Below are 22,764 nucleotides of genomic sequence, written 5' to 3'. Positions count from 1 at the left end.
AGATCAGCCCCCGAGTCCCTCGGCCCACGAGTAGCCGGCCAGGTATGGATCGGGTTCGACGGCCGCACCGGAATCCCAGACGCTGTAGATCAGGCCGTCGGGACGGATTTCGCCGATCCGGGCGGTTTTGGTGATGTGGTTGTTCTCGCCGTCGATGGTCACCAGACCCTCGGGCCCTTCGAAGGTGACCCCGCCCGCGGCCTGCTGCACCTCGGCGACCGCGAAGGACTGCGCCTTCTCCACGGTGTTCTTCCACAGGTACACCGAGACGTAGGCGGCCTCCATGGGGTCGGAGGTCGGCTTGTTCGCGCCGTATTTCGCCTTGTACGCCTTGACGAACGCGGTGTTCTGCGGGTTGTCGACGGTCTGGTAGTAGTTCCAGGCGGTCAGCTGACCGGCGATGTTCTGCACACCGATACCGCCGACCTCCTCCTCGGCGATGGACACCGAGACCACCGGCATATCCTGCGCGGTCAGGCCGACGTTCTTGTACTCGCGGAAGAACGCGACATTGGAATCGCCGTTGAGGGTGTTGAACACAGCGTCGGCGTCCGCCGAGCGGACCTTGTTGACGATGGTGGAGAAATCGGTGGAGCCGAGCGGCGTGTAGTCCTCGCCCTTGATCTCGATACCGTTGGCCTCGGCGTAGGCCTTGATGATGCGGTTGGCGGTCTGCGGGAAGACGTAATCGCTACCGACCAGGTAGAGCGATTTCACGCCGCGGCCCTTCAGATAGTCCAGGGCGGGCACGATCTGCTGGTTGGTGGTGGCGCCGGTGTAGAAGATATTCTCCGACGATTCCAGGCCCTCGTATTGGACCGGGTAGTACAGCAGCGCGTTGCGGTCCTCGAACACCGGCAGCATGGCCTTGCGGCTCGACGAGGTCCAGCCGCCGAATACCGCGGCCACGCAGTCGCTGCTGATCAGCTTCTCCGCTTTCTCCGCGAACACCGTGGGCTCGGAGGCGCCGTCCTCGCCGACCAGCTGAATCTGCTTGCCCAGCACGCCGCCGGCGGCATTGATCTCGTCGACGGCGAGCCTGATCGAATCCCGCACGGTGACCTCGGAGATCGCCATGGTCCCCGACAGCGAGTTCAGTGAGCCGACCTTGATATTCGGGCCCGCGGTGTCGACACAGGAGGTCGCGTTCGCGCCGGCTTGATCGGAGGCGGAGCTACCGCAGGCGGTGACCGCCAGCGCGGTCACGCACACCGCGGCCGGCAGCGCGAGAAGATTCCGAGCGCGCCGGCGCTGCCGACGGTTGCGGGTGTCGCGGGATACCGCACCTTTCCTGGGTTGTCCGGGGGTTTCGGTTCTGGCTGCATTCATGACCGTTCGGCCTCCACTCAGGAAAGGTCAGCCCGCTGACCAGCATGTATTCGGCGTTGTATACAGCGGCGTATACGAAGAATTACGGTAGGGAGGCTGTGTTTCGCCCACGTATCGCAGCGTGAAGCTCGAGTATCGATCGGCCGATGATCCCGGGCGGCGCTGCCGAGAGCAGATCTGCCCACGGCAGCGCGCACTCCCGCTCGCGGGCCCGCTCCGGCAGCGTGATGACCATGGCTTACGACGACAAATCCCCGCTGTTCGGCTGGCGTGCCCGCGAACAGCTCCTGGCCCGCCGCATCCTGGTTCTCGACGGCCCGCTCGACGACGACAACGGCACCCTGCTGGCGACCCAGCTGCTCACCCTCGCCGCCGAGGACGGCGAGGCCGGTATCTCGCTGTGGATCCATTCGCCCGGCGGGTCGGTACCGGCGATGCTGGCCATCCGCGATGTCATGCGGCTGATCCCGAGCCCGGTATCCACCCTCGCCCTCGGCTTGGCCTGTAGCGCGGGCCAGTTCCTGCTCTCCTCGGGGACGCCGGGTAGACGTTTCGCGCTGCCGCACGCCCGGGTCCTGATGCACCAGGGGTCGGCCGGTATCGGTGGGTCCGCGGTGGACGTGGAGGTGCAGGCCGACGATCTGCGCTACACGGTGGAAACCGTGCTCGGCCTGATCTCCGCGGATACCGGGCAGCCCTACGAACGGGTCTACGAGGATTCCCTGCACGACCGCTGGTTCAGTGCGACCCAGGCGAAGGAATACGGCTTCATCGACCATATCGTCGGCGATTTCGCGCAGGTCGTCCCACAGCGCCGACGGGTCGGGATCTCCGCATGAGCGGCCGTGTCCGGCGCAGGCCGCGGGCGTGATCACAGCGACGGAGCGTGCGCGCGCCCATCCGGCGCAGCACGAGCGGGCCGAGCCCCGGAGTGCGTGACCGGGAGAGCAGGACCCGGCAGCACCGGGCGCGACGAGAGCCGACGACAGCCGCACCGAATACAGGGAGACCCCGATGAGCACCTACACGATCCCCAATGTGATCGCCCAGCATCCGCGGGGCGAACGGATCACCGATATCTATTCGCACCTACTCGCCGAACGCATCGTCTACCTCGGCACCCCGATCGATTCCGGGGTCGCCAACGCGCTCATCGCGCAGCTGCTGCACCTGGAATCGGAGAGTCCGGGCCAGGAGATCGACTTCTACATCAACTGTGAAGGCGGCGATCTGTCGTCGATGCTGGCGGTATACGACACCATCCAACACATCGGCGCCCCGGTACACACCACCTGCGTCGGCCAGGCCATCGCGGTCGGCGCCGTGCTGCTCGCCGGGGGCGCCCCCGGCCACCGGGCGATGCTCCCGCACGCCCGGGTGGTGCTGCACCAGCCCGCGGCCCGCGGCCAGGGAGCGATTCCCGACCTCATCCTGCAAGCCGACGAACTCGTGCGTATGCGGGCGGAGATCGAAACGATCCTGTCCCGGCACACCGGGCGCACCCCGGAGCAACTACGGCACGACACCGACCGCGACCGGGTGTTCACCGCGGCGGCCGCGGTCGACTACGGGCTGGTCGATTCGATGCTGACGCCGCGGAGTCCGGCTCCCGCCCGGTGAGCGGCGACCACGGCGGTCACGTATCCCGCCGGTGAGCGGCGACCGGGGAGGGTGCGGACGCCGACCGGTCAGGCCGCTCGGAGCAGCGCGGTCGGTGCGGTGCCCGGCCGCCGGGGCGCCACGGGGAGACGCCGGGTCCGCAGCTCGTCGGCCACCTGCTCGGTGAGCGCGCCGAGGGAGGTGCCCAGAGCGCCCGCCAGCGCGGCGATCATCTCGCTGGAGGGTTCCTTGCGGCCGCGTTCCACCTCGGAGAGGTACTGCGGTGAAATGCCCGCGCGCTCGGCGGTTTCCGCGAGCGTTTCGCGTTTGTCGTTGCGCAGCATACGAAGTCGGCCGCCGAGGACCTCGCGCCACAGCGGCTCGGGCCGGTCCGCCGGCTGCCGGGGCGGACGTTCGGCGCGTCCACCGGGAATCGCCTGGAGTCTGCGGGGCTCGGTCATGGACAGAGCCTAGAACCCGGGTCCGCCGGTACGGGCGGATTACGCTATGGGCGTACATCCGGGCAGGCTCAGGGGGTCGATGTGCGGAGTTGTGCTCGCGAAGAAAGCTGATCCCGCGGCGCGGTACCGGCATCGGGCGCCGGGATCCTGCCGGATTCGGTCGGGTATGCGGGCCCGCGCACGCGGGCCCGCATACCGATCAGCTGCTGCCGAAGAGGCCGCGCAGCAGATGGCGGACCCAGCCCGCCGGGTCCTGCCAGCCGCGGTCCCGGTGCCGGTCGTGGTTCCAGTGGTCGTCGCGATCGCGATCCCGATGGCGGTCGCGGTCGCGGTCCCAGTGGCGGTCGCGGTCACCGTGGCGGTCGCGATCCACCTGGGTGTAGCCCGGGGCCGGGGCCGCCGGGTCGGCCATCGCGGGCGCCGCGAGGCCGGCCAGCGGGACCAGGGTGATGGCACCCGCGACGGCGAGCCGGGCGGTGGCCCGGCGGGTCGCGGATACTCGGTTCGTGCGGAACACGTCGAATCCTCTCGTGCTGTGTCCTGCGGCACAGCCGGAGTGGCCGGCCGGAAGACGTTGAACCTTCACCCTCGCGCAATGGTCGCGAAAGTCACAGACCTTCCGCGGATCCGATCGAGAAATCATCCCCGGGTACTACGGGGAATCCCGGGGTCCTGCTTCGACCGGGCGGTGAGCGGGTCATCCGTGCGGCGGACCGCCCCGTCGGAGCGTGACGCCGGTCTCCTGGCGCTGCGTCCTTCCTCGCGATGGAAAATTTTCGAAGTGGAGGAACTTTCCCGGACATGGCATCGTTGTCAGAGAGATCAGGCGGATCGACCGTGGTCCGTCTGGCTCGCAACAGAAAGTATGAAGTAAGTAACATGGCTCAAGGCAGCGTGAAGTGGTTCAACAGCGAGAAGGGCTTCGGCTTTATCGCGCAAGACGGGGGCGGACCTGACGTCTTCGTGCATTACTCGGCAGTGTCGGGAAGCGGTTTCCGTACCCTCGAAGAGGGTCAGCGCGTGGAGTTCGAGATCGGGCAGGGCCAGAAGGGTCCGCAGGCTCAGGACGTCCGCGCCATCTGAGTGGTGTGACGAAGCAGCGAGGCCCCGTACCGGAAGGTACGGGGCCTCGCTCCGTTTCCGGGGGAATTCGCGGCCTCGGCCGAAAGCCGACCGCCGGGTATGAAAATTCCCTGTCGGCTCGGCACGAGTGAGGTCCTGGTTCGCCGGTCGTCGTTTTGCTGGTCGGTCCAGGTGTGCCGAACCGAATTATCGAGCGAGCGTCCGTGGCCGCCCGATGTGAAAATCCGGCAATTCGAATTTCCCGGTTCGAAGCCCGATATTCGGACTGCGCGGATTTCGGCCGAACGCCACCCCGAATGCTTTTCCTCTACTCCCGATCCGGCTCGGCGGATTCGGAACCGGTCCGCGGACCGAGCCGGTGTATGCGCGGCGGTATTCGAATCCGTGGCGGCCGCCCCGCGGCCCGGGAGAATGCGCCCCGCACCTGTACAGCCACGGCTCCCGCCCGGGTGAGCGACGCTCCGGTGCGTGATCCGGCCCACCCACGCGACCGCGTACGCGCAGGTCGGTCGATACCTATAGCAGGGGGTGGGACATGGCCGGATCGGTCCGAACTAAGCTTGGCCCCGTCAACTGGCCGTCCCCACATCCAGGAGTACCCCACTGTGAGCCAAGCAGGCCGTCCTGTAGTTCTGATCGCCGACAAGCTCGCCCAGTCGACCGTCGACGCGCTCGGTGACGGTGTCGAGGTCCGCTGGGTCGACGGCCCCGATCGGCCCGCGCTGCTGGCCGCGGTGCCCGAGGCCGATGCGCTGCTCGTCCGCTCCGCGACCACCGTCGACGCCGAAGTCCTCGAAGCCGGCAAGAACCTGCAGATCGTCGCCCGGGCCGGAGTCGGCCTGGACAATGTCGATGTCCCCGCCGCCACCGAACGCGGCGTGATGGTCGTCAACGCGCCCACCTCCAATATCCACACCGCGGCCGAGCATGCCGTCACCCTGCTGCTGAGCGCGGCCCGCCAGATCCCGGCCGCCGACGCCACCCTGCGCGAGCGCACGTGGAAGCGCAGCAGCTTCAACGGCGTGGAGATCTTCGGCAAAACCGTCGGTGTGATCGGCCTGGGCCGGATCGGACAGCTGTTCGCGGCCCGCCTTGCCGCCTTCGAAACCAAGATCGTCGCCTACGACCCCTACGTCTCCCCGGCGCGCGCCGCCCAGCTCGGCATCGAACTGCTGAGCCTCGACGAGGTGCTCGAACGGGCCGACCTCATCTCCGTCCACCTGCCGAAGACCCCGGAGACCAAGGGTCTGCTCGGCAAGGACGCGCTCGCCAAGACCAAGAAGGGCGTCATCATCGTGAACGCCGCGCGCGGCGGCCTGGTGGACGAGGCCGCGCTCGCCGAGGCGATCACCTCCGGACATGTCCGGGCCGCCGGTATCGATGTCTACGAGACCGAGCCCTGCACCGACAGCCCGCTGTTCGACCTGCCCCAGGTCGTGGTCACCCCGCATCTGGGCGCCTCCACCAGCGAGGCTCAGGATCGGGCCGGCACCGATGTCGCCAAGTCCGTGCTGCTGGCCCTGGCCGGCGAGTTCGTACCCGGCGCGGTCAATGTCACCGGCGGCGTGGTCGGCGACGAGGTCGCGCCGTGGCTGGACCTGGTTCGTAAACAGGGCGCCCTGCTCGGCGCGCTCGCCGACGAACTGCCGGTGAGCCTCGAGGTGCAGGTGCGTGGCGAACTGGCCGCCTCCCAGGTCGAGGTGCTGCAGCTCGCGGCACTGCGCGGGGTGTTCTCCGCGCACGTCGACGATCAGGTCACCTTCGTCAACGCCCCGGCCCTGGCCGAGGCCCGCGGGATCAGCGCCGAGGTGACCACTGTGAGCGAGAGCCCCAGCCACCGCAGCCTGGTGGATCTGCGCGCCGTATTCGGTGACGGCCGCACCGTCAATGTCGCGGGCACGCTGACCGAGCCGCAGCAGGTCGAGAAGATCGTCAACATCAACGGCCGCAACTACGATATGCGCGCCGAGGGCATCAACCTGGCCGTCCTCAACTACGAGGACAAGCCGGGCGCGCTGGGCAAGGTCGGCACCGCGCTGGGCGCCGCCGAGGTCGATATCCTCGCCGCGCAGCTCACCCAGGACGCCAACAAGGAAGGCGCCACCGTCGTGCTGCGGGTCAACAAGGAGGTGCCCGAAGCGGTGCGTTCCGATATCGCCGCCGCGGTCGGTGCCGCCAAGGTCGCCCTGGTCGACCTGTTCTGAGCTGTTCCGTGCACGCCGCCGCCCGGGCCGGTGGGCGGCGTGCGCCGCGGGGTACGCACCCGCCCCGGGCCACGCGGTCCGGGGCGGGCCGCACCCGGCCACCGTCCCGGTGACAGACCTACCCGGCCCGGCAGCCGCGTCCCGCTGGAGTTCGCGGCCTCGTTCGTAGAAAGCGTGGTTGTCATGAAACTCGCCGTGATCCCTGGTGACGGTATCGGACCGGAAGTCGTCGCCGAGGCGCTGAAAGTGCTCGATGTGGTGCTGCCCGGAGTCGAACGGACCCACTACGACCTGGGCGCCAAGCGTTACCACGCCACCGGGGAGATCCTGCCCGAATCGGTGCTGCCGGAACTGAAACAGCACGACGCGATCCTGCTCGGCGCCATCGGCGACCCGTCCGTACCCAGCGGCATCCTGGAACGCGGTCTGCTGCTGCGCACCCGGTTCGCGCTCGATCACCATGTGAACCTGCGCCCCTCCAAGCTGTACCCGGGCGTCGGCAGCCCGCTGGCGGGCACCCCGGATATCGACTTCGTGGTGGTCCGGGAGGGTACCGAGGGTCCGTACACCGGCACCGGCGGCGCGATCCGGGTGGATACGCCGCACGAGGTCGCCACCGAGGTCAGCACCAATACCCGGTTCGGTGTCGAGCGCGTGGTCCGCTACGCCTTCGCCAAGGCGCAGGCCCGGCGCAAGCATCTCACCCTGGTGCACAAGACGAACGTGCTCGCCTTCGCCGGTTCGCTGTGGCAGCGCACGGTGGACGAGGTCGGCGCGGAATTCGGTGATGTCGAGGTGGCCTACCAGCACATCGACGCCGCCACCATCCACATGGTCAACGATCCGGGCCGCTTCGACGTGATCGTCACCGACAACCTGTTCGGCGATATCATCACCGACCTCGCCGCCGCCGTCAGCGGCGGTATCGGCCTGGCCGCCAGCGGCAATATCGACGCCACCGGCACCAACCCGAGCATGTTCGAACCCGTGCACGGCAGCGCCCCCGATATCGCCGGCCAGTCCAAGGCCGACCCGACCGCCGCCATCCTCTCGGTCTCGCTGCTGCTCGAGCACAAGGGCGAGACCGCTGCCGCCGCCCGTATCCAGGACGCGGTCGCCAAGGATCTGTCCGGCCGCACCGGCACCGCGTCGACCACCGAGATCGGCGATCGGATCGTTTCCGCCCTCTGACCTCGAGGGTCCCGGATTTCCGTGCGCGAAATCGGGTTGCGTGTCCGATACCATCGGGGATACCTGGGCGTATCCCCGATAGACGGCCCGAGCACTTGGAGGCAGCATGACCGCGTGGCACGCCACCAGTGAGGTCGGCTTCGGCCCGTACACAGTGCTGGATCTCTACGATCTGCCGGAGGACGGCAAGGGTTTCGAACTCGAAGACGGATGGTTGGTCGAGGTGGCAGCGGGGGCGCGGCACAACTTCATCGGGTGGTCGCTGGCCGGCCGAATCCGGACCGCCGCGGAATGCGCCGACGTATTCGTCTGTGACGGCGGCGAGTGGGAGGTCAGTACGCCGTCGGGTGTCCGTAAGCCCGATGTGTTCGTCGTGCCGAAAGCAGTGGCGCGAGCCGCGATTGTCGACGAATCGCCGAAACTGATCCCGGGTACCGACATTCTGTTGGCCGTCGAGGTGGTGTCACCGGGTAGTGGCAGTGAACGCACCGACCGAGTGCGCAAGGTCCGCGAGTACGCGGCGTTGGGAATTGCGGAGTACTGGCTCGTCGAACATCAGCCGCATATACGGATTCATCGAGGCACCCTCGATGGTGCCTCCTATCGGTGGGACCCGCCGGTCGCGGAAGGCGCAGAGTTCATCGCCGAGATCGAGGCCGACGCGAGAATTCGCGTGGCGCTCGATCCGGCGGTGCTCATCGAGATCTGACGAGTTCGATCCGCTCGTCCGACCCGGCCGGGCCGCCGGATACATCGCCGATACGACGAGCGTGTGGTGGTGCGCGCTCGCTCACGCCTGCGGGGATCAGAAGGGTGGGATAGGGACCGGCGAACGGAACCCGGTCCGCGCGAACGACTCGGCTGTACTCATCGAGAGTCGGCCGGTAATTCGTTGGTCGGTCGGTAGGACCGAGGGCGACGGTAACGGATTCGGCTCCTGATTATTCGAGGGGCTTTTCCGACGCCACCGGGACCAGCGGGATCGCCACCGCCGCCAAGGCCGCTGCCGCCAGGTAGACCGCCGGGAAACCGGTCGCGGTGATGAGCGCGCCGAATACCGGCGGCACCGCGGCGACGGTCAGGTTCTGGCCGGTGTTCTGGATGCCCAGGCCGCGACCGCTCCAGAACGGCCCGGCGCGCTCGGCGATGGCGGTGAAGGCCAAGCCGTTATCGGAGACCGTGACCACCGAGGCGACGACGAGCAGTGGGACGGCGGCCCACCACCAGTGGGTCCAGGAGGTCAGCGCCAGCAGGGCCATAGTGGCGACCGCGGCGATCGCGACCTGGCGCAGCGGGCCCATCCGGCTGCCGACCCGGTCCGACCAGGCGCCGGCGCCGATCCGGCCCAGCGCGCCCAGGATCTGGGTGAAGGTGACCAGCGCGCCGGCCGCCGCCAGCGACCAGCCGAGGTCGCGGTGCAGCCACAGCAGCGCGAAGGTCCAGACGGTGGCCTGAGGCACGACCAGCAGGATCGATACGCCGTGGATCCGCCACAGTGTGCTGCTACCCCGGTAGGGGTTGGCGCCGGTCGCCTGGGCTCGGGGCGGCCGGGGCGGGTCGACGATGCCCAGCAGGCAGCACACGGCGGCCAGTCCGGCCAGTAGCGCGGGCACGCTCAGCGCGGGCGCGACCCCGATCCGGTCGGCGACCAGTGGCACCGACATCGCCGCGATTCCGACGCCCAGCGGCTGGCCGGTCTGCCGGATTCCCATGGCGAGGCCGCGCCGGTCGGGCGGGAACCAGCCGACGATCACCCGGCCGCTGGCGCCGTTGGTGCTGGCGGCGCCGATCCCACCGAGGAACAGCAGTACTCCGAGGGCGGGATAGCTGGTGGTGAAGGCGGCGGCCGCCCCGGCCGCGCACATGATCACCGGCCCGGCGACCAAGGCGATCCGTTCGCCGACCCGGTCGACCAGGTAACCCCAGGCGATGAGGGTGCAGCACAGGCCGACCGTGGGCATGGCCACCAGCAGGCCGGCGGTGGGCAGCGGCATACCGCCGGCGGTCAGCGCGGGGAGCAGGAACGGTACCCCGTGCACGAAGATCGCGCTGGACACCTGGGCGAAGACCCCGAAGCCGAGCATGAGCCAGCGGTGGGTGGGAGAGATCTGTCTGCCGGACGCGGCGATCGGGAAGGCCGCCGAGGGACTGTGCGCCATGGTTCCCCATCTCGGAGCGAGCGTATCTCAATATATGAGAATCAATTCTCAATCTTTGAATTTACGACGGCCACGGTACACCCCGGAGGTGGGGATCTCGCAAGTAGTGGTGCGGTTCTCACCATCGGGCGGACCGACCGGTCGGGCGCATTCGGGCTGGTGGACCCGGCTGGATAGACTTCCGTCATGCGTCTAGGTCGAGTTGCCAGCCCCGACGGGGTCGCGTTCGTCGCCATCGAAGGCGAAACCGCCAAGGAAATCGCCGAACACCCGTTCGGTACCCCGACGTTCACCGGCCGGAGCTGGCCACTGGCCGATATCAGGCTGCTCGCCCCGATCCTGGCCAGCAAGGTGATCTGCGTCGGTAAGAACTACGCCTCCCATGCCGCCGAGATGGGTGGTGAGGCGCCGGCCGAACCGGTGATCTTCATGAAACCGAATACGTCCATCATCGGCCCCGACATTCCGATCATTGTGCCGCCCAGTTCGTCCCGCGTCGACTTCGAGGGCGAACTCGCCGTGGTCATCGGGCGGCCCTGCAAGGACGTTCCCGCGGCCCGGGCCAAGGACGTCATCCTGGGCTATACCGTCGCCAACGATGTGACCGCCCGCGACCAGCAGGCCCAGGACGGCCAGTGGACCCGGGCCAAGGGTTACGACACTTTCTGCCCGCTGGGCCCCTGGATCGAAACCGAACTCGATCCGGCGGACCTCGAGATCACCACCGAACTCGACGGTGAAGTACGCCAACGTAGTACCACATCGCTACTCCTGCATGATATTCCGGATATCATCGAATGGGTCACCCGTGTGATGACCCTGCTCCCCGGTGACGTGATCCTCACCGGAACTCCCGAGGGTGTCGGTCCGATGAAAGACGGTCAAACGGTCTCGGTCACCGTCTCCGGTATCGGCACGCTGACCAATCCCGTTGCCGCAAAACGCTGAACGAAAGAGGGACATGACAAACGTACGGGTCCGTTTCTGCCCGTCGCCCACCGGGACACCGCATGTCGGGCTCATCCGCACCGCGCTGTTCAACTGGGCCTATGCCCGCCATCAGGGCGGCGCGTTCGTCTTCCGTATCGAAGACACCGATGCCGCACGGGATTCCGAAGAGTCCTATCAGGCACTGTTGGACGCGTTGCGCTGGCTCGGACTCGATTGGGACGAAGGCCCGGAAATCGGTGGGCCCTACGAACCCTACCGGCAGTCGCAGCGGCGCGAAATCCATCGCGACGTGGTGCGGAAACTCCTCGATGCCGGTGAGGCGTACGAATCCTTTTCCACGCCAGAGGAAGTCGAGGCGCGTCACCGGGCGGCCGGTCGTGATCCGAAACTCGGCTACGACAATTTCGACCGCGATCTCACGGCCGAGCAGATCGCCGAATACAAGGCCGCCGGCCGAGGCGCGGTGGTGCGGCTGCGGATGCCCGATGCCGATCTCACCTGGCACGATCTGGTACGCGGAGAAACCACCTTCAAAGCCGGTTCGGTGCCGGATTACGCTCTCACCCGCGGCACCGGCGATCCGCTCTATACGCTGGTCAACCCGGTCGACGATGCCACCATGCGGATAACTCACGTCCTGCGCGGCGAAGATCTGCTCTCCTCCACGCCGCGCCAGCTCGCGCTCTATGCCGCGCTGCAGCGGATCGGGGTCGCCGATTTCACTCCCGAATTCGGTCATCTGCCGTTCGTGATGGGGCAGGGGAATAAGAAGCTGTCCAAACGCGACCCGGAGTCCGACCTCTTCCTCCACCGCGACCGGGGATTCATTCCGGAGGGGCTCCTCAATTACCTCGCGCTCCTCGGCTGGAGCATCGCCGACGACCGCGATGTCTTCTCCATGAACGAGATGGTCGCGGCCTTCGATATATCGAAAGTGAATTCGAACCCGGCCCGCTTCGATCAGAAGAAGGCCGACGCGATCAATGCCGAGCACATCCGTTTGCTGGATCCGGGCGATTTTGCCGGACGGTTGCGCACTTTTTTCACGGACCGCGGATATATCGGTGCCGGAATAGACGAGAAGGTTTTCGCCGCTGCCGCCGATCTGGTGCAAACGCGCATTGTCGTGCTCGACGACGCATGGGGTCTGTTGCGATTCCTCTTCGCGCCGTCCGACGAGTTCGGTATCGACCCCGCCGCGGGCAAGAAGAATTTGGGTCCGGACGCCGTTCCGGTATTGGATGCCGCAATTTCCGCACTCGAACCACTGACCGCCTGGACCGCATCCGCGATCGAGGACGCCCTGAAAGTCGCGCTCATCGACGGAATGGAATTGAAACCGCGGAAGGCATTCGCGCCGGTGCGGGTATCGGTCACCGGATCGCATATCAGTCCGCCGCTGTACGAATCCATGGAACTGCTGGGTCGCGAGCTCACCATGCAGCGACTGTGCGGGGGCCGCGAATGGACGCCGCCGGCCGAGTGAGCGGCGGTGCGACGCCGTCCTCGCGCCACCCAGGACGGCGTCCGTCCATCCGCCACCCGCGGCCGGGCGGCACGCCGCAGCACCGTTACACACTCGATGTGGCGGCGTGACCAGGCGATTTGTAGTTTCCCCGGAACGGTTTGGTACTCTCTTTCTCGGCCGGAACGACGGTGCCACCGCAGCCAGCGGTGCAGCCGAAAGTCCAGGTCATTGGGGTATGGTGTAATTGGCAACACAGCTGATTCTGGTTCAGCCATTCTAGGTTCGAGTCCTGGTACCCCAGCGGAGATCGCTCTCAGCTTCATCGTCCAGATGCGGTACGGAACGAGTTATCCAGGCGATTTGGTCGCCGCCGCCCGGTCGGTTACGCTGATCGAGCTTCGGATCGAAAGATCCGCGATCCACTCCAGCCAGGAGTTGGTCATAAGTCCTGGCCCCGTCGTCTAGCGGCCTAGGACGCCGCCCTCTCAAGGCGGTAGCGCGGGTTCAAATCCCGTCGGGGCTACTCAGTTGCGAGGCCCATGCTCACAGAGAGCATGGGCCTTTGCTGATTCGCGATGTTTTGCGGGGGTGTAACCCTCGCACCCCGCCCAGGCGGGCTCGGCGGCGGGATGCGTCCGACACCCGCCTTCGGGCCGGTAGCGGCCGGAATGGGTGCCGGGTGCTGCCGGGCCGACAGCACCCGGAGGTCGATCAGTCGTCCAGGGCGTTGGCGGTGGAGCCGCCCAGGGGCATGGCGGGCAGACCCAGTTTGCGGTGGTCCCAGCTGCGGATGCGATCGGGGACGACGCGGACCGCGACGCGTTTGTTCAGCATGCCCTCGACGTACTCGCGCATATTGTCGGTATACGGGCCGGTGTAGCGTTCCCAGACGCTGACACCGACGGCGAACAGTTTCTCCGGGTCGTCGATGACCTCGGCGCGGCCCTCGAGGGAGACTCCGCGCAGGGTGTCGTAGGTTTGCCCGGCCTCGATCATGCAGGTGACCGTGGGGTTGCGGCGTAGGTTGACGGCCTTCTGGGATTTGCCCTTGGTCTCGAACCACAGTTCGGGTATCGCGTCGGGCCGCTCCGGATCGGTGATCAGCGCGTACCACATGGCGGTGAGGTGCGGTTTACCGTCCGCACCCAGGCTGGCCAGGGTGGCGACGCGACTGCGGGTGAGGAAATCGGTGATCTCGGTATCGGTCATCACGATCTGCGACCGTTGGTTCACTCCCATCAGGCCACCATAAGTGACGGCAGCTGCCCGCCGCTCAGAGTCGGCGGTGCAGCGCATCGGCGGCCGCCACCAGGTCCGCCGCCCAGCGAGCCCCCGGCCGGCGGCCCATTCGATCGATCGGGCCCGATACCGAGACCGCGGCGACCACCGCGCCCTGCTGATCGCGTACCGGCGCCGAAACGCTGGCCACCCCGGACGCGCGCTCACCGGCGCTCTGGGCCCAGCCGCGTTTGCGGACCTCCGCGAGGGTGCGCTCGGTGAACATGGCGTCACCGAGGACGGTGCGCTGCAGGTCGGGATCGGCCCAGGCCACCAGTACCTTGGCGGCGGATCCCGCGGTGAGCGGGAGGCGGGAGCCGATCGGTACGGTATCGCGAAGCCCGGCGGGGGGTTCGAGGGCGGCGACGCAGACCCGTTCGTTGCCCTCCCGGCAGTACAGCTGCACACTTTCGCCGGTGATCTCGCGCAGCCGGGGCAGAATCGAGCCCGCGGCCTCGAGCAGCGGGTCGGCGGCGCCGGCGGCGAGTTCGGCGAGGGCGGGGCCGGGGCGCCAGGAGCCGTTGCCGTCCCGGGCGAGCAGCCGGTGGGTTTCCAGGCCGACCGCGAGCCGGTGCGCGGTCGCGCGGGGCAGGCCGGTGCGCTCGCACAGCTCGTTGAGACCGCAGGGTCGTTCGGCGACCGCATACAACACTGTCACCGCTTTGTCCAGGACGCCGATACCGCTATGCTGTCTCATACAACGATATTAGCGTCCTGCATTCTGAGATGCCATTACGAACAGCCCAGGTGGCGTCCTTGGAAGTGGTCGCATGATTCCAGCTAGCGCGTATCCGGTGCCGGGCAGGCCCGGGCCGGATGCCGAGCCCGAAAGGTGATCGAAACAATGCCACGTACGCTGGCCGAGAAGGTATGGGAACAGCACGTCGTCGCCCGCGGCGAGGGTGAGGGCGAGGCGCGCGAACCCGATCTGATCTACATCGATCTGCATCTGGTGCACGAGGTCACCAGCCCCCAGGCCTTCGACGGTCTGCGGGCCGCCGGTCGTCCCGTGCGCCGGCCCGATCTCACCATCGCGACCGAGGACCACAATGTCCCGACCGTCGATATCGACAAACCCATCGCCGACCCGGTGTCGCGAACCCAGGTGGAGACGCTGCGCCGCAACTGCGCGGAATTCGGCGTCCGGCTGCACCCGATGGGCGACCGGGAGCAGGGCATCGTCCACGTCGTGGGACCGCAGCTGGGGCTGACCCAGCCCGGCACCACCGTGGTCTGCGGCGACAGCCACACCTCCACCCACGGTGCTTTCGGCGCGCTGGCCATGGGAATCGGCACCAGCGAGGTCGAGCACGTGCTGGCCACGCAGACCCTTTCGCTGCGGCCGTTCAAGACGATGGCGATCACCGTGGACGGCGTGCTGCCGCCGGGAGTCACCAGTAAAGACCTGATTCTCGCGGTGATCGCCGAAATCGGCACCGGCGGCGGCCAGGGCTATGTGCTCGAGTATCGCGGTGAGGCCATTCGCAATATGTCGATGGAAGCGCGGATGACCGTCTGCAATATGTCCATCGAGGCCGGTGCCCGAGCCGGAATGATCGCCCCGGACAAAACCACCTACGAGTTCCTGAAAGGCCGCCCGCACGCCCCGCAGGGCGCGGACTGGGATGCCGCGGTCGAGGCCTGGGAGGCGCTGAAGACCGACGAGGACGCGGTTTTCGACCGGGAGGTGCACATCGACGCCGGCGCGCTGACCCCGTTCGTCACCTGGGGCACCAACCCGGGGCAGGGGCTGCCGCTGGCCGCGAATGTGCCCGATCCGGCGGAGATCGCCGACGAGACCGCCCGCGAGTCCGCGGAGAAGGCGCTGCGCTATATGGATTTGACCCCGGGTATGCCGCTGCGCGAGGTGTCGGTGGACGCCGTTTTCGTCGGATCCTGCACCAACGGCCGGATCGAGGATCTGCGGGCCGTGGCGGAGGTGCTGCGGGGTCGCACGGTGGCCGAGGGCGTGCGAATGCTGGTGGTACCGGGCTCGATGCGGGTGCGGGAACAGGCCGAGGCGGAGGGGCTGGGCGAGATCTTCACCGCGGCCGGGGCCGAATGGCGGCAGGCCGGATGCTCGATGTGCCTGGGAATGAACCCCGATCAGCTCGCTCCGGGCCAGCGCTGCGCGTCGACCTCGAACCGGAACTTCGAGGGCCGGCAGGGCAAAGGCGGGCGCACCCACCTGGTGTCGCCGTTGGTGGCCGCCGCGACCGCGGTCCGCGGCACGCTGTCGGCGCCCGCGGACATCGACTGAGCCCGTCTTATATCGAAACTCACTTATAGCCGAATCAGGGAGAAATACGATGGAAGCCTTCACCGTGCACAAGGGGATCGGCGTTCCGCTGCGCCGGTCCAATGTCGACACCGACCAGATCATCCCCGCCGTCTATCTGAAGCGCGTCACTCGTACGGGATTCGAAGACGGCCTGTTCGCCGCCTGGCGCGGTGATGAGGACTTCATTCTGAACACCGAGCCGTACAAGCAGGGCAGCGTCCTGGTGGCCGGTCCGGATTTCGGGACCGGATCTTCCCGTGAGCACGCTGTCTGGGCGCTCATGGACTATGGCTTTCGGGTAGTTATCTCTTCACGTTTCGCCGACATCTTCCGCGGTAATGCGGGCAAGGGTGGCCTGCTGGCGGCACGAATGTCACAGAATGATGTCGAAATGCTCTGGAAGTTGCTCGAGGAACAGCCCGGACTGGAATTGGTTGTGGACCTCGCGGCGCGCACGGTGACCGCAGGAACCATCGTGTTGCCGTTCGATATTGACGACTACACCAGGTGGCGCCTGTTGGAGGGTTTGGACGACATCGGCCTGACGCTGCGGCGTAGCGATGTGATCGCCGAGTTCGAAATGACAAGGCCGGCTTGGAAACCAAAGACCCTGCCCGAACCTATTTCGCAGGCGTAATGTTCTCGGCCTCTTAGTGGCCCCCCGGATGTCGTGGTAGCTGTGCGTGTGCTAGACCACATGAATTTTGGCGTGGCACATAGACTCTTGCCCAATGTGGGTTTACCGTGGTACCTAGTCGGTCCGACGACGGGCCATTAGTCTGCGGAGGATTCAATGAACAAGGCGGAACTGATCGACGTTCTGACCGAAAAGTTGGGTACTGACAGGCGCACGGCCACCGCGGCAGTCGAGCATGTGGTCGACACCATCGTGCGCGCGGTACACAAAGGGCAGAGCGTCACCATCACCGGATTCGGTGTGTTCGAACAGCGTAAGCGGGCAGCCCGGGTGGCGCGGAATCCGCGTACCGGGGAAACCGTCAAGGTGAAGCCCACTTCGGTGCCGGCGTTCCGGCCCGGTGCCCAGTTCAAGGCGGTTATCGCGGGTAAACAGAAGCTCGCGGCGACCGGACCCGCGGTGAAACGCGGTGTCAATGCTCCTGTGGCGGCCAAGAAATCCACGGCGAAGAAGACAACGGCGAAGAAAACCACCGCCAAGAAGGCCGCGACGAAGGCGCCCGCCAAAACAACGGCACGCAAGACCGCCACCAAGGCGCCGGCCAAGAGCACCGCCGCCAAGAAGGCCGCCACCAAGACCGCGGCCCGCAAGACGGCGGCGAAGAAGACGACAGCCAAGGCCACGGCCACCAAGAAGGCCACCGCCAAGAAGACCACGGCCGCCAAGTCCACGGCCAAGAAGTCGGCCACCGCGAAGCGGACCCCGGCCAAGAAGACGACAGCCAAAAAGGCTCGCTGACCGCGGGCCAGGCGCGCCGGCGCCGCACTTTCCAGCCGGGGTCCCACCGGATCCCGTGTGCCCGGCCCGCCATGCGGCTCTGCCGCACTGTTCGACTCCGCCGGATCCCGGGTGCGTGCTCGCACCCGCGGACGGTACGAGACCCCGCGATCGGTTCTCGTCAGCGAGTCACCGGGTGGTGTGACGACTCGGCGACTCGCGGATCCACACGACCGGAACGCCGGACGGACCAGCCCCCGGGCAAACCCCGGGGGCGTAGCCGTCTCTGTAGCCGTTTCGGCTGCCCGCGTGTCCTATGCGGTGACCGCGGGCGCGGTATCGACCGACAGGGATCGGTCGAGATGATCGGCGGCCACGAGTCGCTCACCCGAGAACGACAACACCCAGACCGACCCCTTACGGGTCCGCGCGGGTGACAACCGCATCCCGTCCTGGGCCGCCCACCAGCGGACCAGATCCGGAATGGTATCGCCCTGGCTGCACAGCACCTGGACCCGCGGCGCCGAGACCAGTGACCGGATCCGGTCGCGGGCCTTGTCCGGATCGGCGGCGTAGCCGATATCGCCCAGCAGCGGTTCGATCTCCACATCGACGCCGAGTTCCTCGGCCAGCGGCGCCACCGTCTGTACACAGCGCAGCGGTTCGGCCGAATAGATGTCCTGCGCGCCGAACGCCAGCAGATTCGGAACCAGCGCCAGGGACTGCCGATAGCCGGCCGGCTCCAGCGGGCGCTGTTCGTCGGGGCCCCTGTAGCGGTCGCGTCGTCCGGCCTTGGCGTGGCGTACCAGCAGCACGGTGTGTGTATCGGCGGGTAACCGGGTGAACGCCCGTACGATCTGGCGATCCATCGGATACGACAGCTCCGACATCACCGTGTCCAGCGCGCACCACGTCAATTCGTCGACCTCGCTGTTGGCGCTGAATTCCCCGTCGACTACCTCCGCGGCCCAGTAGTCGACCCGTTTCATCTTGCGATGCCCGGTGACCGGATAGGTCACCTTGCCCAGATAGCGGCCCAGCCGGGGGCGCAATCCGGTTTCCTCCTCGGTTTCCCGGAATGCCGCCAGGACCGGCGACTCCCCGGGATCGAGTTTGCCCTTGGGCAGCGACCAGTCCTGGTATTTGGGGCGCCGGATGACCGCGATCTCGAGACCGCCCGCGGAACCGGGGGCATGCCGCCACAACACGGTGCCCGCCGCGTGGATATTGGGTGCTGTCCGGGGATCCGGGTAGGTCGGTGGGGTGTGGGTGTCGTTCACTGCTGATCCGGACGGCGTAGTCGCATGAGCGCCACCTGGTGATCGCGGACTTCGGTACCGTCACCGCCGGTACCGGCCCGGTCCGGGCTGGATTTCCAGCTGCCGTCCGAGTCCAGGACCCAGCAGCGGGTCATCGGGTGCAGGGCGGATTCGAAGATCTCGTCGAGCCGTTCACACAGCCTGGGATCCTTCACCTGGGCCATGACCTCCACCCGGCGGTCCAGATTGCGGTGCATCATATCGGCGCTGCCGATCCAGAATTCGTTCTGTGCCCGGAAGTTGAGGATCCGGGAATGCTCCAGAACGCGGCCCAGAATCGAGCGCACCTCGATGTTCTCGCTCATCCCGGGAACCCCCGCCCGCAGCCCGCAGATACTGCGCACCACGATGCGTACCGGCACCCCCGCCTGGGAGGCGCGGTAGAGCGCGTCGATGATCTGCTCGTCGACCAGCGCATTGGCTTTCAAACGGATTCCGGCCTCAGCACCGGAGCGGGCGAGTTCGATCTCCCGTTCGATCCGGGCGATGATCCCGGCGCGGATGCCGTTCGGGGCCACCAGCAGATTGCGGTAATCGGATTTACGGGAATAACCGGTCAGCGAATTGAACAGATCGGTGAGATCGGCACCGATCTCGGGCGCCGCGGTGAGCAGTCCGACATCCTCGTACAGCCGCGCCGTCTTGGGGTTGTAGTTCCCGGTGCCGATATGGCAGTAGCGGCGGATGGTGGAACCCTCGCGCCGCACCACCAGGCAGGTCTTGCAGTGGGTCTTCAGTCCGACCAGACCGTAGACCACGTGCACACCCGCCTGTTCCAGCGTGCGCGCCCATTTGATGTTGGCCTGCTCGTCGAACCGTGCCTTGATCTCCACCAGCGCCACCACCTGCTTGCCCGCCTCGGCGGCATCGATGAGGGCGTTCACGATCGGGGAGTCGCCGGAGGTCCGGTACAGGGTCTGCTTGATGGCCAGCACCTGTGGATCGGCGGCGGCCTGTTCGATGAAACGCTGCACACTCGTGGAGAACGAGTCATAGGGGTGGTGCACCAGCACATCACCCTCGCGCAGCGCCTGGAACACATTGCGCGGTGTCTCCCGTTCGCCGAACGCGGGCGGCGTCGCGGGCACGTAGGGAGCGTCCTTGAGATTCGGGCGGTCCACCCCGTACACCTGCCACAGGCAGGACAGATCCAGCAGCCCGGGGACCTGGATGACATCGGCGGGATCGACCTCGAGCTCGCGCAGCAGCAGATCGAGCATGTGCTCGGTCATATCGTCGGAGACCTCGAGCCGGACCGGGGATCCGAAGCGGCGGCGGGCGAGTTCCCGCTCCAGCGCCTGCAACAGGTCCTCGTCCCGGTCCTCGTCGACCTCGAAATCGGCATTGCGGGTGATCCGGAACGAATGGTGCTCCACCACGGTCATACCGGGGAACAACTGGTCCAGATGGGCCGCGATGAGTGCTTCCATCGGCAGGAATGCCGCGATCGCGCCGCCGTTGCCCGAACCCTGCCGGCGCACCCGCACGAAACGGTCCACATTGTCGGGGACCTTCACGCGCGCGAAATGCTCACCGCCGGTGGTCTCGTCCTGGACGGTCACCGCGAGATTGAGGCTCAATCCGCTGATATAGGGGAAGGGGTGGGCCGGGTCCACGGCCAGCGGGGTGAGGACGGGGAAGACCTGGTCCTGGAAATGCCCCGACAATCGTTCCTGTTCGGCCTCGTCGAGATCGGCCCAGTCGATGATCGCGATGCCCTCTTCGGTGAGCGCGGGCAGTACTTCGTGGAGGAAAACCTCGGCGTGCCGGACCGCGAGATCCTGACTGCGCACCGCGATGAGGGCCAGTTGTTCGTTCGGCGTGCGACCGTCCGCCGACCGCACCGAAAGCCCCGTTTCGGCGCGGCGTTTGAGACCGGCGACGCGGACCATGTAGAACTCGTCGAGGTTCGAGGCGAAGATCGCCAGGAATTTCGCGCGTTCCAGCAACGGCAGTGAAGCGTCCTCGGCCAGGGCCAGGACTCTGGCATTGAAATCCAGCCAGCTCAACTCCCGGTTCAGGTAGCGATCGGCCGGCAAACTGGGTGCGCTCCCGACGGCGGGGATCTGGGTGGCGGCCGGAGGCGGGGTCGGGAGGACCTGCTGCTGCTTGATGGTTTCCGTATCGCTCACACCTACGATCATTCCCTACTAACCTGTGACCGTGCATATGCCGTAGATGACTGTTATCTCGAGTTCACGCGGTGGCGGCTGCCCGTTGGCGCAGTCGAGTGGCTGCCGTCCACCTCCCGCGCACGGGCGGAGCGAAGGCGGAGTTACGCCTGACACACCTGGGTGACCGAATCGCGGACGGGAGCCGGCCAGCCGAGTTCGCCGAGCAGTGCGGCGGTATCGGGCCCCGTTCCCAGCGCCCGCACCGCCGCCAGGTCGTCGGCGGTATCGACATCGTGACGCAGGCCGGGCCAGTCCCCGTGCAACCGGACCGCGCCGTCGTCCCGGTGCCGGCGCGCCGAATTCCGCCCGAATCCGGGTCGCAGCGCGGTACCGGCCGGAGCCAGCAGCGCCGCGGTACCGGTGCCCGCGTGGTCGGCCACGAACGCGCGGGCACCGCGGGCGGTCGCCAGGACCGCGGACAGTTCCGGCGTGCGCAGGGCCGGCAGGTCGGCCTGCAGGGCCAGCACGGACACGTCGCCGTGCCGGGCGCGCAGCGCGGCCGCCGCGGTGGACAGGGCGGTGTTGAGGGCATCGGGGTCGGTGGCGGCGCCGCGGGGTTCGGGATGGACGTCGGCACCGAGCGCGCGGGTCGCGCGGGAGACCACGGGATCGGGGGTGACCACGGTGATCGAGGCGATCTCCGGGGCCGCCGCGGCCGCGCGCACGGTATCGGTCAGCATGGCCAGGACCAGCCGGGACCGCTGGGCCGGGGCCAGGACTCCGGCCAGCCGGCTCTTGGCGCTTTCCAGGGTTTTCACCGCGATGACGGCGTGCACGGTGTGCGAGCACATGGCCCCATCCTGTCATGGCATATTGGGCTGATGACGAGGGCGGCGGTACTGGGTGCGGGATCGTGGGGCACGGCATTCGGGAAGGTGTTGGCGGAGGCGGGAACCGAGGTGACCATCTGGGCCCGCCGGCCCGAGGTCGCCGAGGCGCTGGCCACCGACCACCGCAACCCCTGGTACCTGCCGGGGGTGCAGTTGCCGCCGGTCGCGGCGACCGACGACTACGCGCGGGCCCTCGACGGCGCCGATATCGTGGTCCTCGCGGTGCCGTCGCAATCCCTGCGCGCGAATCTGAAGATCTGGTCACCGGCCATCGGCCCCGACACCACGCTGCTCAGTCTGGCCAAGGGGATCGAGAACGGCACCCTGCTGCGGATGAGCGAGGTGATCGCCGAGGTGACCGGTGCGTCACCGGATCGGATCGCGGTGCTGTCGGGACCCAATCTGGCCAAGGAGATCGCCGCCGGGCAGCCCGCGGCCACGGTGATCGGTTGTGCCGACGCCGAACGGGCCGCCGCGGTGCAGCGCGCCTGCGTGACCGGTTACTTCCGGCCCTACACCAACACCGATGTGATCGGCTGTGAACTGGGCGGTGCCTGCAAGAATGTCATTGCCCTGGCGTGCGGGATCGCCTCGGGCATGGGCTTCGGCGACAACTCCCTCGCCGGGCTGATGACCCGGGGGCTGGCCGAGATCATCCGGCTCGGTGTGGCACTGGGCGCCGAACCGGTGACCCTGGCCGGGCTGGCCGGGGTCGGGGATCTCATCGCGACCTGTACCTCGCCGCTGTCCCGGAACCGCTCCTTCGGGCAGGTCCTCGGCAGCGGCGGGTCCATGCAGGCCGCACAGGAGGCGACACACGGCCAGGTCGCCGAAGGGGTGAAGTCGTGCACCTCGGTGCGCGCCCTGGCCGCCGCGAAGAATGTGGAGATGCCGCTCACCGAGGCCGTGCACCAGGTGTGCCACGAAGGCCTGGCGGTGCAGACGGCGCTGGAGAAGCTGCTGGGCCGGCAGATAAAACCCGAATAGGCACACCGGTGGTCCGGGACGGTTGGCGGGCATCCC

21 protein-coding genes and 2 tRNA genes are annotated in these 22,764 nt (G+C 67.4%); 14 read left to right on the top strand and 9 right to left on the bottom strand.

The genetic code is table 11. From position 1 onward, the window contains the following. Positions 1–3: 3 nt before the first annotated feature. Positions 4–1,329, bottom strand: a complete 1,326-nt coding sequence (gene urtA / locus NGR01S_RS26200) for an urea ABC transporter substrate-binding protein (protein ID WP_084481724.1) — start codon at positions 1,327–1,329, stop codon at positions 4–6. A gap of 233 nt (positions 1,330–1,562) precedes the next feature. Here urtA and NGR01S_RS26195 point away from each other — a divergent pair, with 233 nt between their 5' ends. Together NGR01S_RS26195 and NGR01S_RS26190 are read left to right on the top strand one after the other, a co-directional pair. Continuing rightward, positions 1,563–2,168, top strand: a complete 606-nt coding sequence (locus tag NGR01S_RS26195; protein WP_063041535.1) for a ClpP family protease — start codon at positions 1,563–1,565, stop codon at positions 2,166–2,168. Positions 2,169–2,343: 175 nt separating this feature from the next. Next, positions 2,344–2,949 (top strand): ClpP family protease, encoded by a 606-nt coding sequence (locus NGR01S_RS26190; RefSeq protein WP_063041380.1) that lies wholly within the window; start codon positions 2,344–2,346, stop codon positions 2,947–2,949. Between the two features lie 68 nt (positions 2,950–3,017). On the opposite strand, the gene NGR01S_RS26185 is transcribed toward NGR01S_RS26190, so the two are convergent. Together NGR01S_RS26185 and NGR01S_RS26180 are read right to left on the bottom strand one after the other, a co-directional pair. Further along, positions 3,018–3,389, bottom strand: coding sequence for a helix-turn-helix domain-containing protein (locus NGR01S_RS26185; protein WP_084481723.1), 372 nt, complete (start codon positions 3,387–3,389; stop codon positions 3,018–3,020). A gap of 199 nt (positions 3,390–3,588) precedes the next feature. Next, positions 3,589–3,906: a hypothetical protein gene (locus tag NGR01S_RS26180; RefSeq protein ID WP_063041378.1), complete on the bottom strand. Its 318-nt coding sequence runs from the start codon at positions 3,904–3,906 to the stop codon at positions 3,589–3,591. 362 nt (positions 3,907–4,268) lie between these two features. Here NGR01S_RS26180 and NGR01S_RS26175 point away from each other — a divergent pair, with 362 nt between their 5' ends. The 4 genes from NGR01S_RS26175 to NGR01S_RS26160 all read left to right on the top strand — a co-directional run bounded on the left by NGR01S_RS26175 (position 4,269) and on the right by NGR01S_RS26160 (position 8,576). Then, on the top strand, positions 4,269–4,472 hold the full coding sequence (locus NGR01S_RS26175) for a cold-shock protein (RefSeq protein ID WP_030521844.1): 204 nt from the start codon (positions 4,269–4,271) through the stop codon (positions 4,470–4,472). Positions 4,473–5,077: 605 nt separating this feature from the next. Continuing rightward, a complete protein-coding gene (gene serA / locus NGR01S_RS26170) occupies positions 5,078–6,676 on the top strand; it encodes a phosphoglycerate dehydrogenase (protein ID WP_063041376.1) in 1,599 nt (532 codons plus the stop codon). Positions 6,677–6,859: 183 nt separating this feature from the next. Continuing rightward, entirely contained in the window at positions 6,860–7,867 is a 1,008-nt protein-coding gene (locus NGR01S_RS26165; RefSeq protein ID WP_063041374.1) for a 3-isopropylmalate dehydrogenase, read from the top strand. A 106-nt stretch (positions 7,868–7,973) separates the two neighbouring features. Then, the gene (locus NGR01S_RS26160; protein WP_218020832.1) at positions 7,974–8,576 is read left to right on the top strand and encodes a Uma2 family endonuclease; all 603 of its coding nucleotides are present in this window, start codon (positions 7,974–7,976) and stop codon (positions 8,574–8,576) included. 232 nt (positions 8,577–8,808) lie between these two features. On the opposite strand, the gene NGR01S_RS26155 is transcribed toward NGR01S_RS26160, so the two are convergent. Continuing rightward, positions 8,809–10,026: an MFS transporter gene (locus NGR01S_RS26155; protein ID WP_218020831.1), complete on the bottom strand. Its 1,218-nt coding sequence runs from the start codon at positions 10,024–10,026 to the stop codon at positions 8,809–8,811. Positions 10,027–10,212: 186 nt separating this feature from the next. On the opposite strand from NGR01S_RS26155, the gene NGR01S_RS26150 reads away from it, so the two are divergent. The 4 genes from NGR01S_RS26150 (at position 10,213) to NGR01S_RS26135 (ending at position 12,968) form a co-directional block, all read left to right on the top strand. After that, entirely contained in the window at positions 10,213–10,974 is a 762-nt protein-coding gene (locus tag NGR01S_RS26150) for a fumarylacetoacetate hydrolase family protein (protein ID WP_063041372.1), read from the top strand. Positions 10,975–10,987: 13 nt separating this feature from the next. Further along, positions 10,988–12,463 carry a glutamate--tRNA ligase gene (gene gltX / locus NGR01S_RS26145; RefSeq protein ID WP_063041370.1) on the top strand — a complete coding sequence of 492 codons (1,476 nt, stop codon included), beginning with the start codon at positions 10,988–10,990 and terminating at the stop codon, positions 12,461–12,463. Between the two features lie 211 nt (positions 12,464–12,674). Continuing rightward, positions 12,675–12,746 (top strand) — tRNA-Gln (locus NGR01S_RS26140). A 149-nt stretch (positions 12,747–12,895) separates the two neighbouring features. Continuing rightward, positions 12,896–12,968 (top strand) — tRNA-Glu (locus NGR01S_RS26135). Positions 12,969–13,156: 188 nt separating this feature from the next. On the opposite strand, the gene NGR01S_RS26130 is transcribed toward NGR01S_RS26135, so the two are convergent. Both NGR01S_RS26130 and NGR01S_RS26125 read right to left on the bottom strand, forming a co-directional pair. Further along, positions 13,157–13,684 carry a pyridoxamine 5'-phosphate oxidase family protein gene (locus tag NGR01S_RS26130; protein WP_063041368.1) on the bottom strand — a complete coding sequence of 176 codons (528 nt, stop codon included), beginning with the start codon at positions 13,682–13,684 and terminating at the stop codon, positions 13,157–13,159. Between the two features lie 34 nt (positions 13,685–13,718). Beyond that, positions 13,719–14,420: an IclR family transcriptional regulator gene (locus tag NGR01S_RS26125; protein ID WP_063041366.1), complete on the bottom strand. Its 702-nt coding sequence runs from the start codon at positions 14,418–14,420 to the stop codon at positions 13,719–13,721. A gap of 147 nt (positions 14,421–14,567) precedes the next feature. On the opposite strand from NGR01S_RS26125, the gene leuC reads away from it, so the two are divergent. From leuC to NGR01S_RS26110, 3 genes are all read left to right on the top strand, one after another. Further along, entirely contained in the window at positions 14,568–15,983 is a 1,416-nt protein-coding gene (gene leuC, locus NGR01S_RS26120; RefSeq protein ID WP_084481722.1) for a 3-isopropylmalate dehydratase large subunit, read from the top strand. Positions 15,984–16,032: 49 nt separating this feature from the next. Continuing rightward, positions 16,033–16,641, top strand: a complete 609-nt coding sequence (gene leuD / locus NGR01S_RS26115; protein WP_063041364.1) for a 3-isopropylmalate dehydratase small subunit — start codon at positions 16,033–16,035, stop codon at positions 16,639–16,641. 156 nt (positions 16,642–16,797) lie between these two features. Further along, positions 16,798–17,439, top strand: coding sequence for an HU family DNA-binding protein (locus NGR01S_RS26110; RefSeq protein ID WP_063041362.1), 642 nt, complete (start codon positions 16,798–16,800; stop codon positions 17,437–17,439). 293 nt (positions 17,440–17,732) lie between these two features. Here the strand turns inward: NGR01S_RS26110 and NGR01S_RS26105 are convergent, their stop codons facing one another. The 3 genes from NGR01S_RS26105 to cofC all read right to left on the bottom strand — a co-directional run bounded on the left by NGR01S_RS26105 (position 17,733) and on the right by cofC (position 21,702). Then, positions 17,733–18,698 carry an NUDIX hydrolase gene (locus tag NGR01S_RS26105; RefSeq protein WP_063041360.1) on the bottom strand — a complete coding sequence of 322 codons (966 nt, stop codon included), beginning with the start codon at positions 18,696–18,698 and terminating at the stop codon, positions 17,733–17,735. Next, positions 18,695–20,881, bottom strand: a complete 2,187-nt coding sequence (locus NGR01S_RS26100) for an RNA degradosome polyphosphate kinase (RefSeq protein WP_084481721.1) — start codon at positions 20,879–20,881, stop codon at positions 18,695–18,697. The genes NGR01S_RS26105 and NGR01S_RS26100 overlap by 4 nt, the downstream gene beginning before the upstream one ends. Positions 20,882–21,012: 131 nt before the next feature. Beyond that, positions 21,013–21,702, bottom strand: coding sequence for a 2-phospho-L-lactate guanylyltransferase (gene cofC / locus NGR01S_RS26095; protein WP_063041358.1), 690 nt, complete (start codon positions 21,700–21,702; stop codon positions 21,013–21,015). 30 nt (positions 21,703–21,732) lie between these two features. On the opposite strand from cofC, the gene NGR01S_RS26090 reads away from it, so the two are divergent. Then, entirely contained in the window at positions 21,733–22,728 is a 996-nt protein-coding gene (locus tag NGR01S_RS26090) for an NAD(P)H-dependent glycerol-3-phosphate dehydrogenase (RefSeq protein ID WP_063041356.1), read from the top strand. The last annotated feature ends 36 nt before the right edge of the window (positions 22,729–22,764 follow it).

This window comes from Nocardia grenadensis NBRC 108939 (assembly GCF_001613445.1).
In the GTDB taxonomy this organism is placed as follows: domain Bacteria; phylum Actinomycetota; class Actinomycetes; order Mycobacteriales; family Mycobacteriaceae; genus Nocardia; species Nocardia grenadensis.
This window is presented reverse-complemented; position numbering and strand designations above follow the sequence as displayed.

Bases quoted from the DNA above. Each gene is read 5' to 3' on its own strand.
- NGR01S_RS26175 (WP_030521844.1), top strand. From the start codon at position 4,269: ATGGCTCAAGGCAGCGTGAAGTGGTTCAACAGCGAGAAGGGCTTCGGC.
- leuC (WP_084481722.1), top strand. From the start codon at position 14,568: ATGCCACGTACGCTGGCCGAGAAGGTATGGGAACAGCACGTCGTCGCC.
- NGR01S_RS26165 (WP_063041374.1), top strand. From the start codon at position 6,860: ATGAAACTCGCCGTGATCCCTGGTGACGGTATCGGACCGGAAGTCGTC.
- NGR01S_RS26160 (WP_218020832.1), top strand. From the start codon at position 7,974: ATGACCGCGTGGCACGCCACCAGTGAGGTCGGCTTCGGCCCGTACACA.
- NGR01S_RS26150 (WP_063041372.1), top strand. From the start codon at position 10,213: ATGCGTCTAGGTCGAGTTGCCAGCCCCGACGGGGTCGCGTTCGTCGCC.
- NGR01S_RS26090 (WP_063041356.1), top strand. From the start codon at position 21,733: ATGACGAGGGCGGCGGTACTGGGTGCGGGATCGTGGGGCACGGCATTC.
- NGR01S_RS26125 (WP_063041366.1), bottom strand. From the start codon at position 14,420: ATGAGACAGCATAGCGGTATCGGCGTCCTGGACAAAGCGGTGACAGTG.
- gltX (WP_063041370.1), top strand. From the start codon at position 10,988: ATGACAAACGTACGGGTCCGTTTCTGCCCGTCGCCCACCGGGACACCG.
- NGR01S_RS26195 (WP_063041535.1), top strand. From the start codon at position 1,563: ATGGCTTACGACGACAAATCCCCGCTGTTCGGCTGGCGTGCCCGCGAA.
- NGR01S_RS26155 (WP_218020831.1), bottom strand. From the start codon at position 10,026: ATGGCGCACAGTCCCTCGGCGGCCTTCCCGATCGCCGCGTCCGGCAGA.
- leuD (WP_063041364.1), top strand. From the start codon at position 16,033: ATGGAAGCCTTCACCGTGCACAAGGGGATCGGCGTTCCGCTGCGCCGG.
- NGR01S_RS26185 (WP_084481723.1), bottom strand. From the start codon at position 3,389: ATGACCGAGCCCCGCAGACTCCAGGCGATTCCCGGTGGACGCGCCGAA.
- NGR01S_RS26130 (WP_063041368.1), bottom strand. From the start codon at position 13,684: ATGGGAGTGAACCAACGGTCGCAGATCGTGATGACCGATACCGAGATC.
- NGR01S_RS26110 (WP_063041362.1), top strand. From the start codon at position 16,798: ATGAACAAGGCGGAACTGATCGACGTTCTGACCGAAAAGTTGGGTACT.
- NGR01S_RS26100 (WP_084481721.1), bottom strand. From the start codon at position 20,881: ATGATCGTAGGTGTGAGCGATACGGAAACCATCAAGCAGCAGCAGGTC.
- urtA (WP_084481724.1), bottom strand. From the start codon at position 1,329: ATGAATGCAGCCAGAACCGAAACCCCCGGACAACCCAGGAAAGGTGCG.
- cofC (WP_063041358.1), bottom strand. From the start codon at position 21,702: ATGTGCTCGCACACCGTGCACGCCGTCATCGCGGTGAAAACCCTGGAA.
- NGR01S_RS26190 (WP_063041380.1), top strand. From the start codon at position 2,344: ATGAGCACCTACACGATCCCCAATGTGATCGCCCAGCATCCGCGGGGC.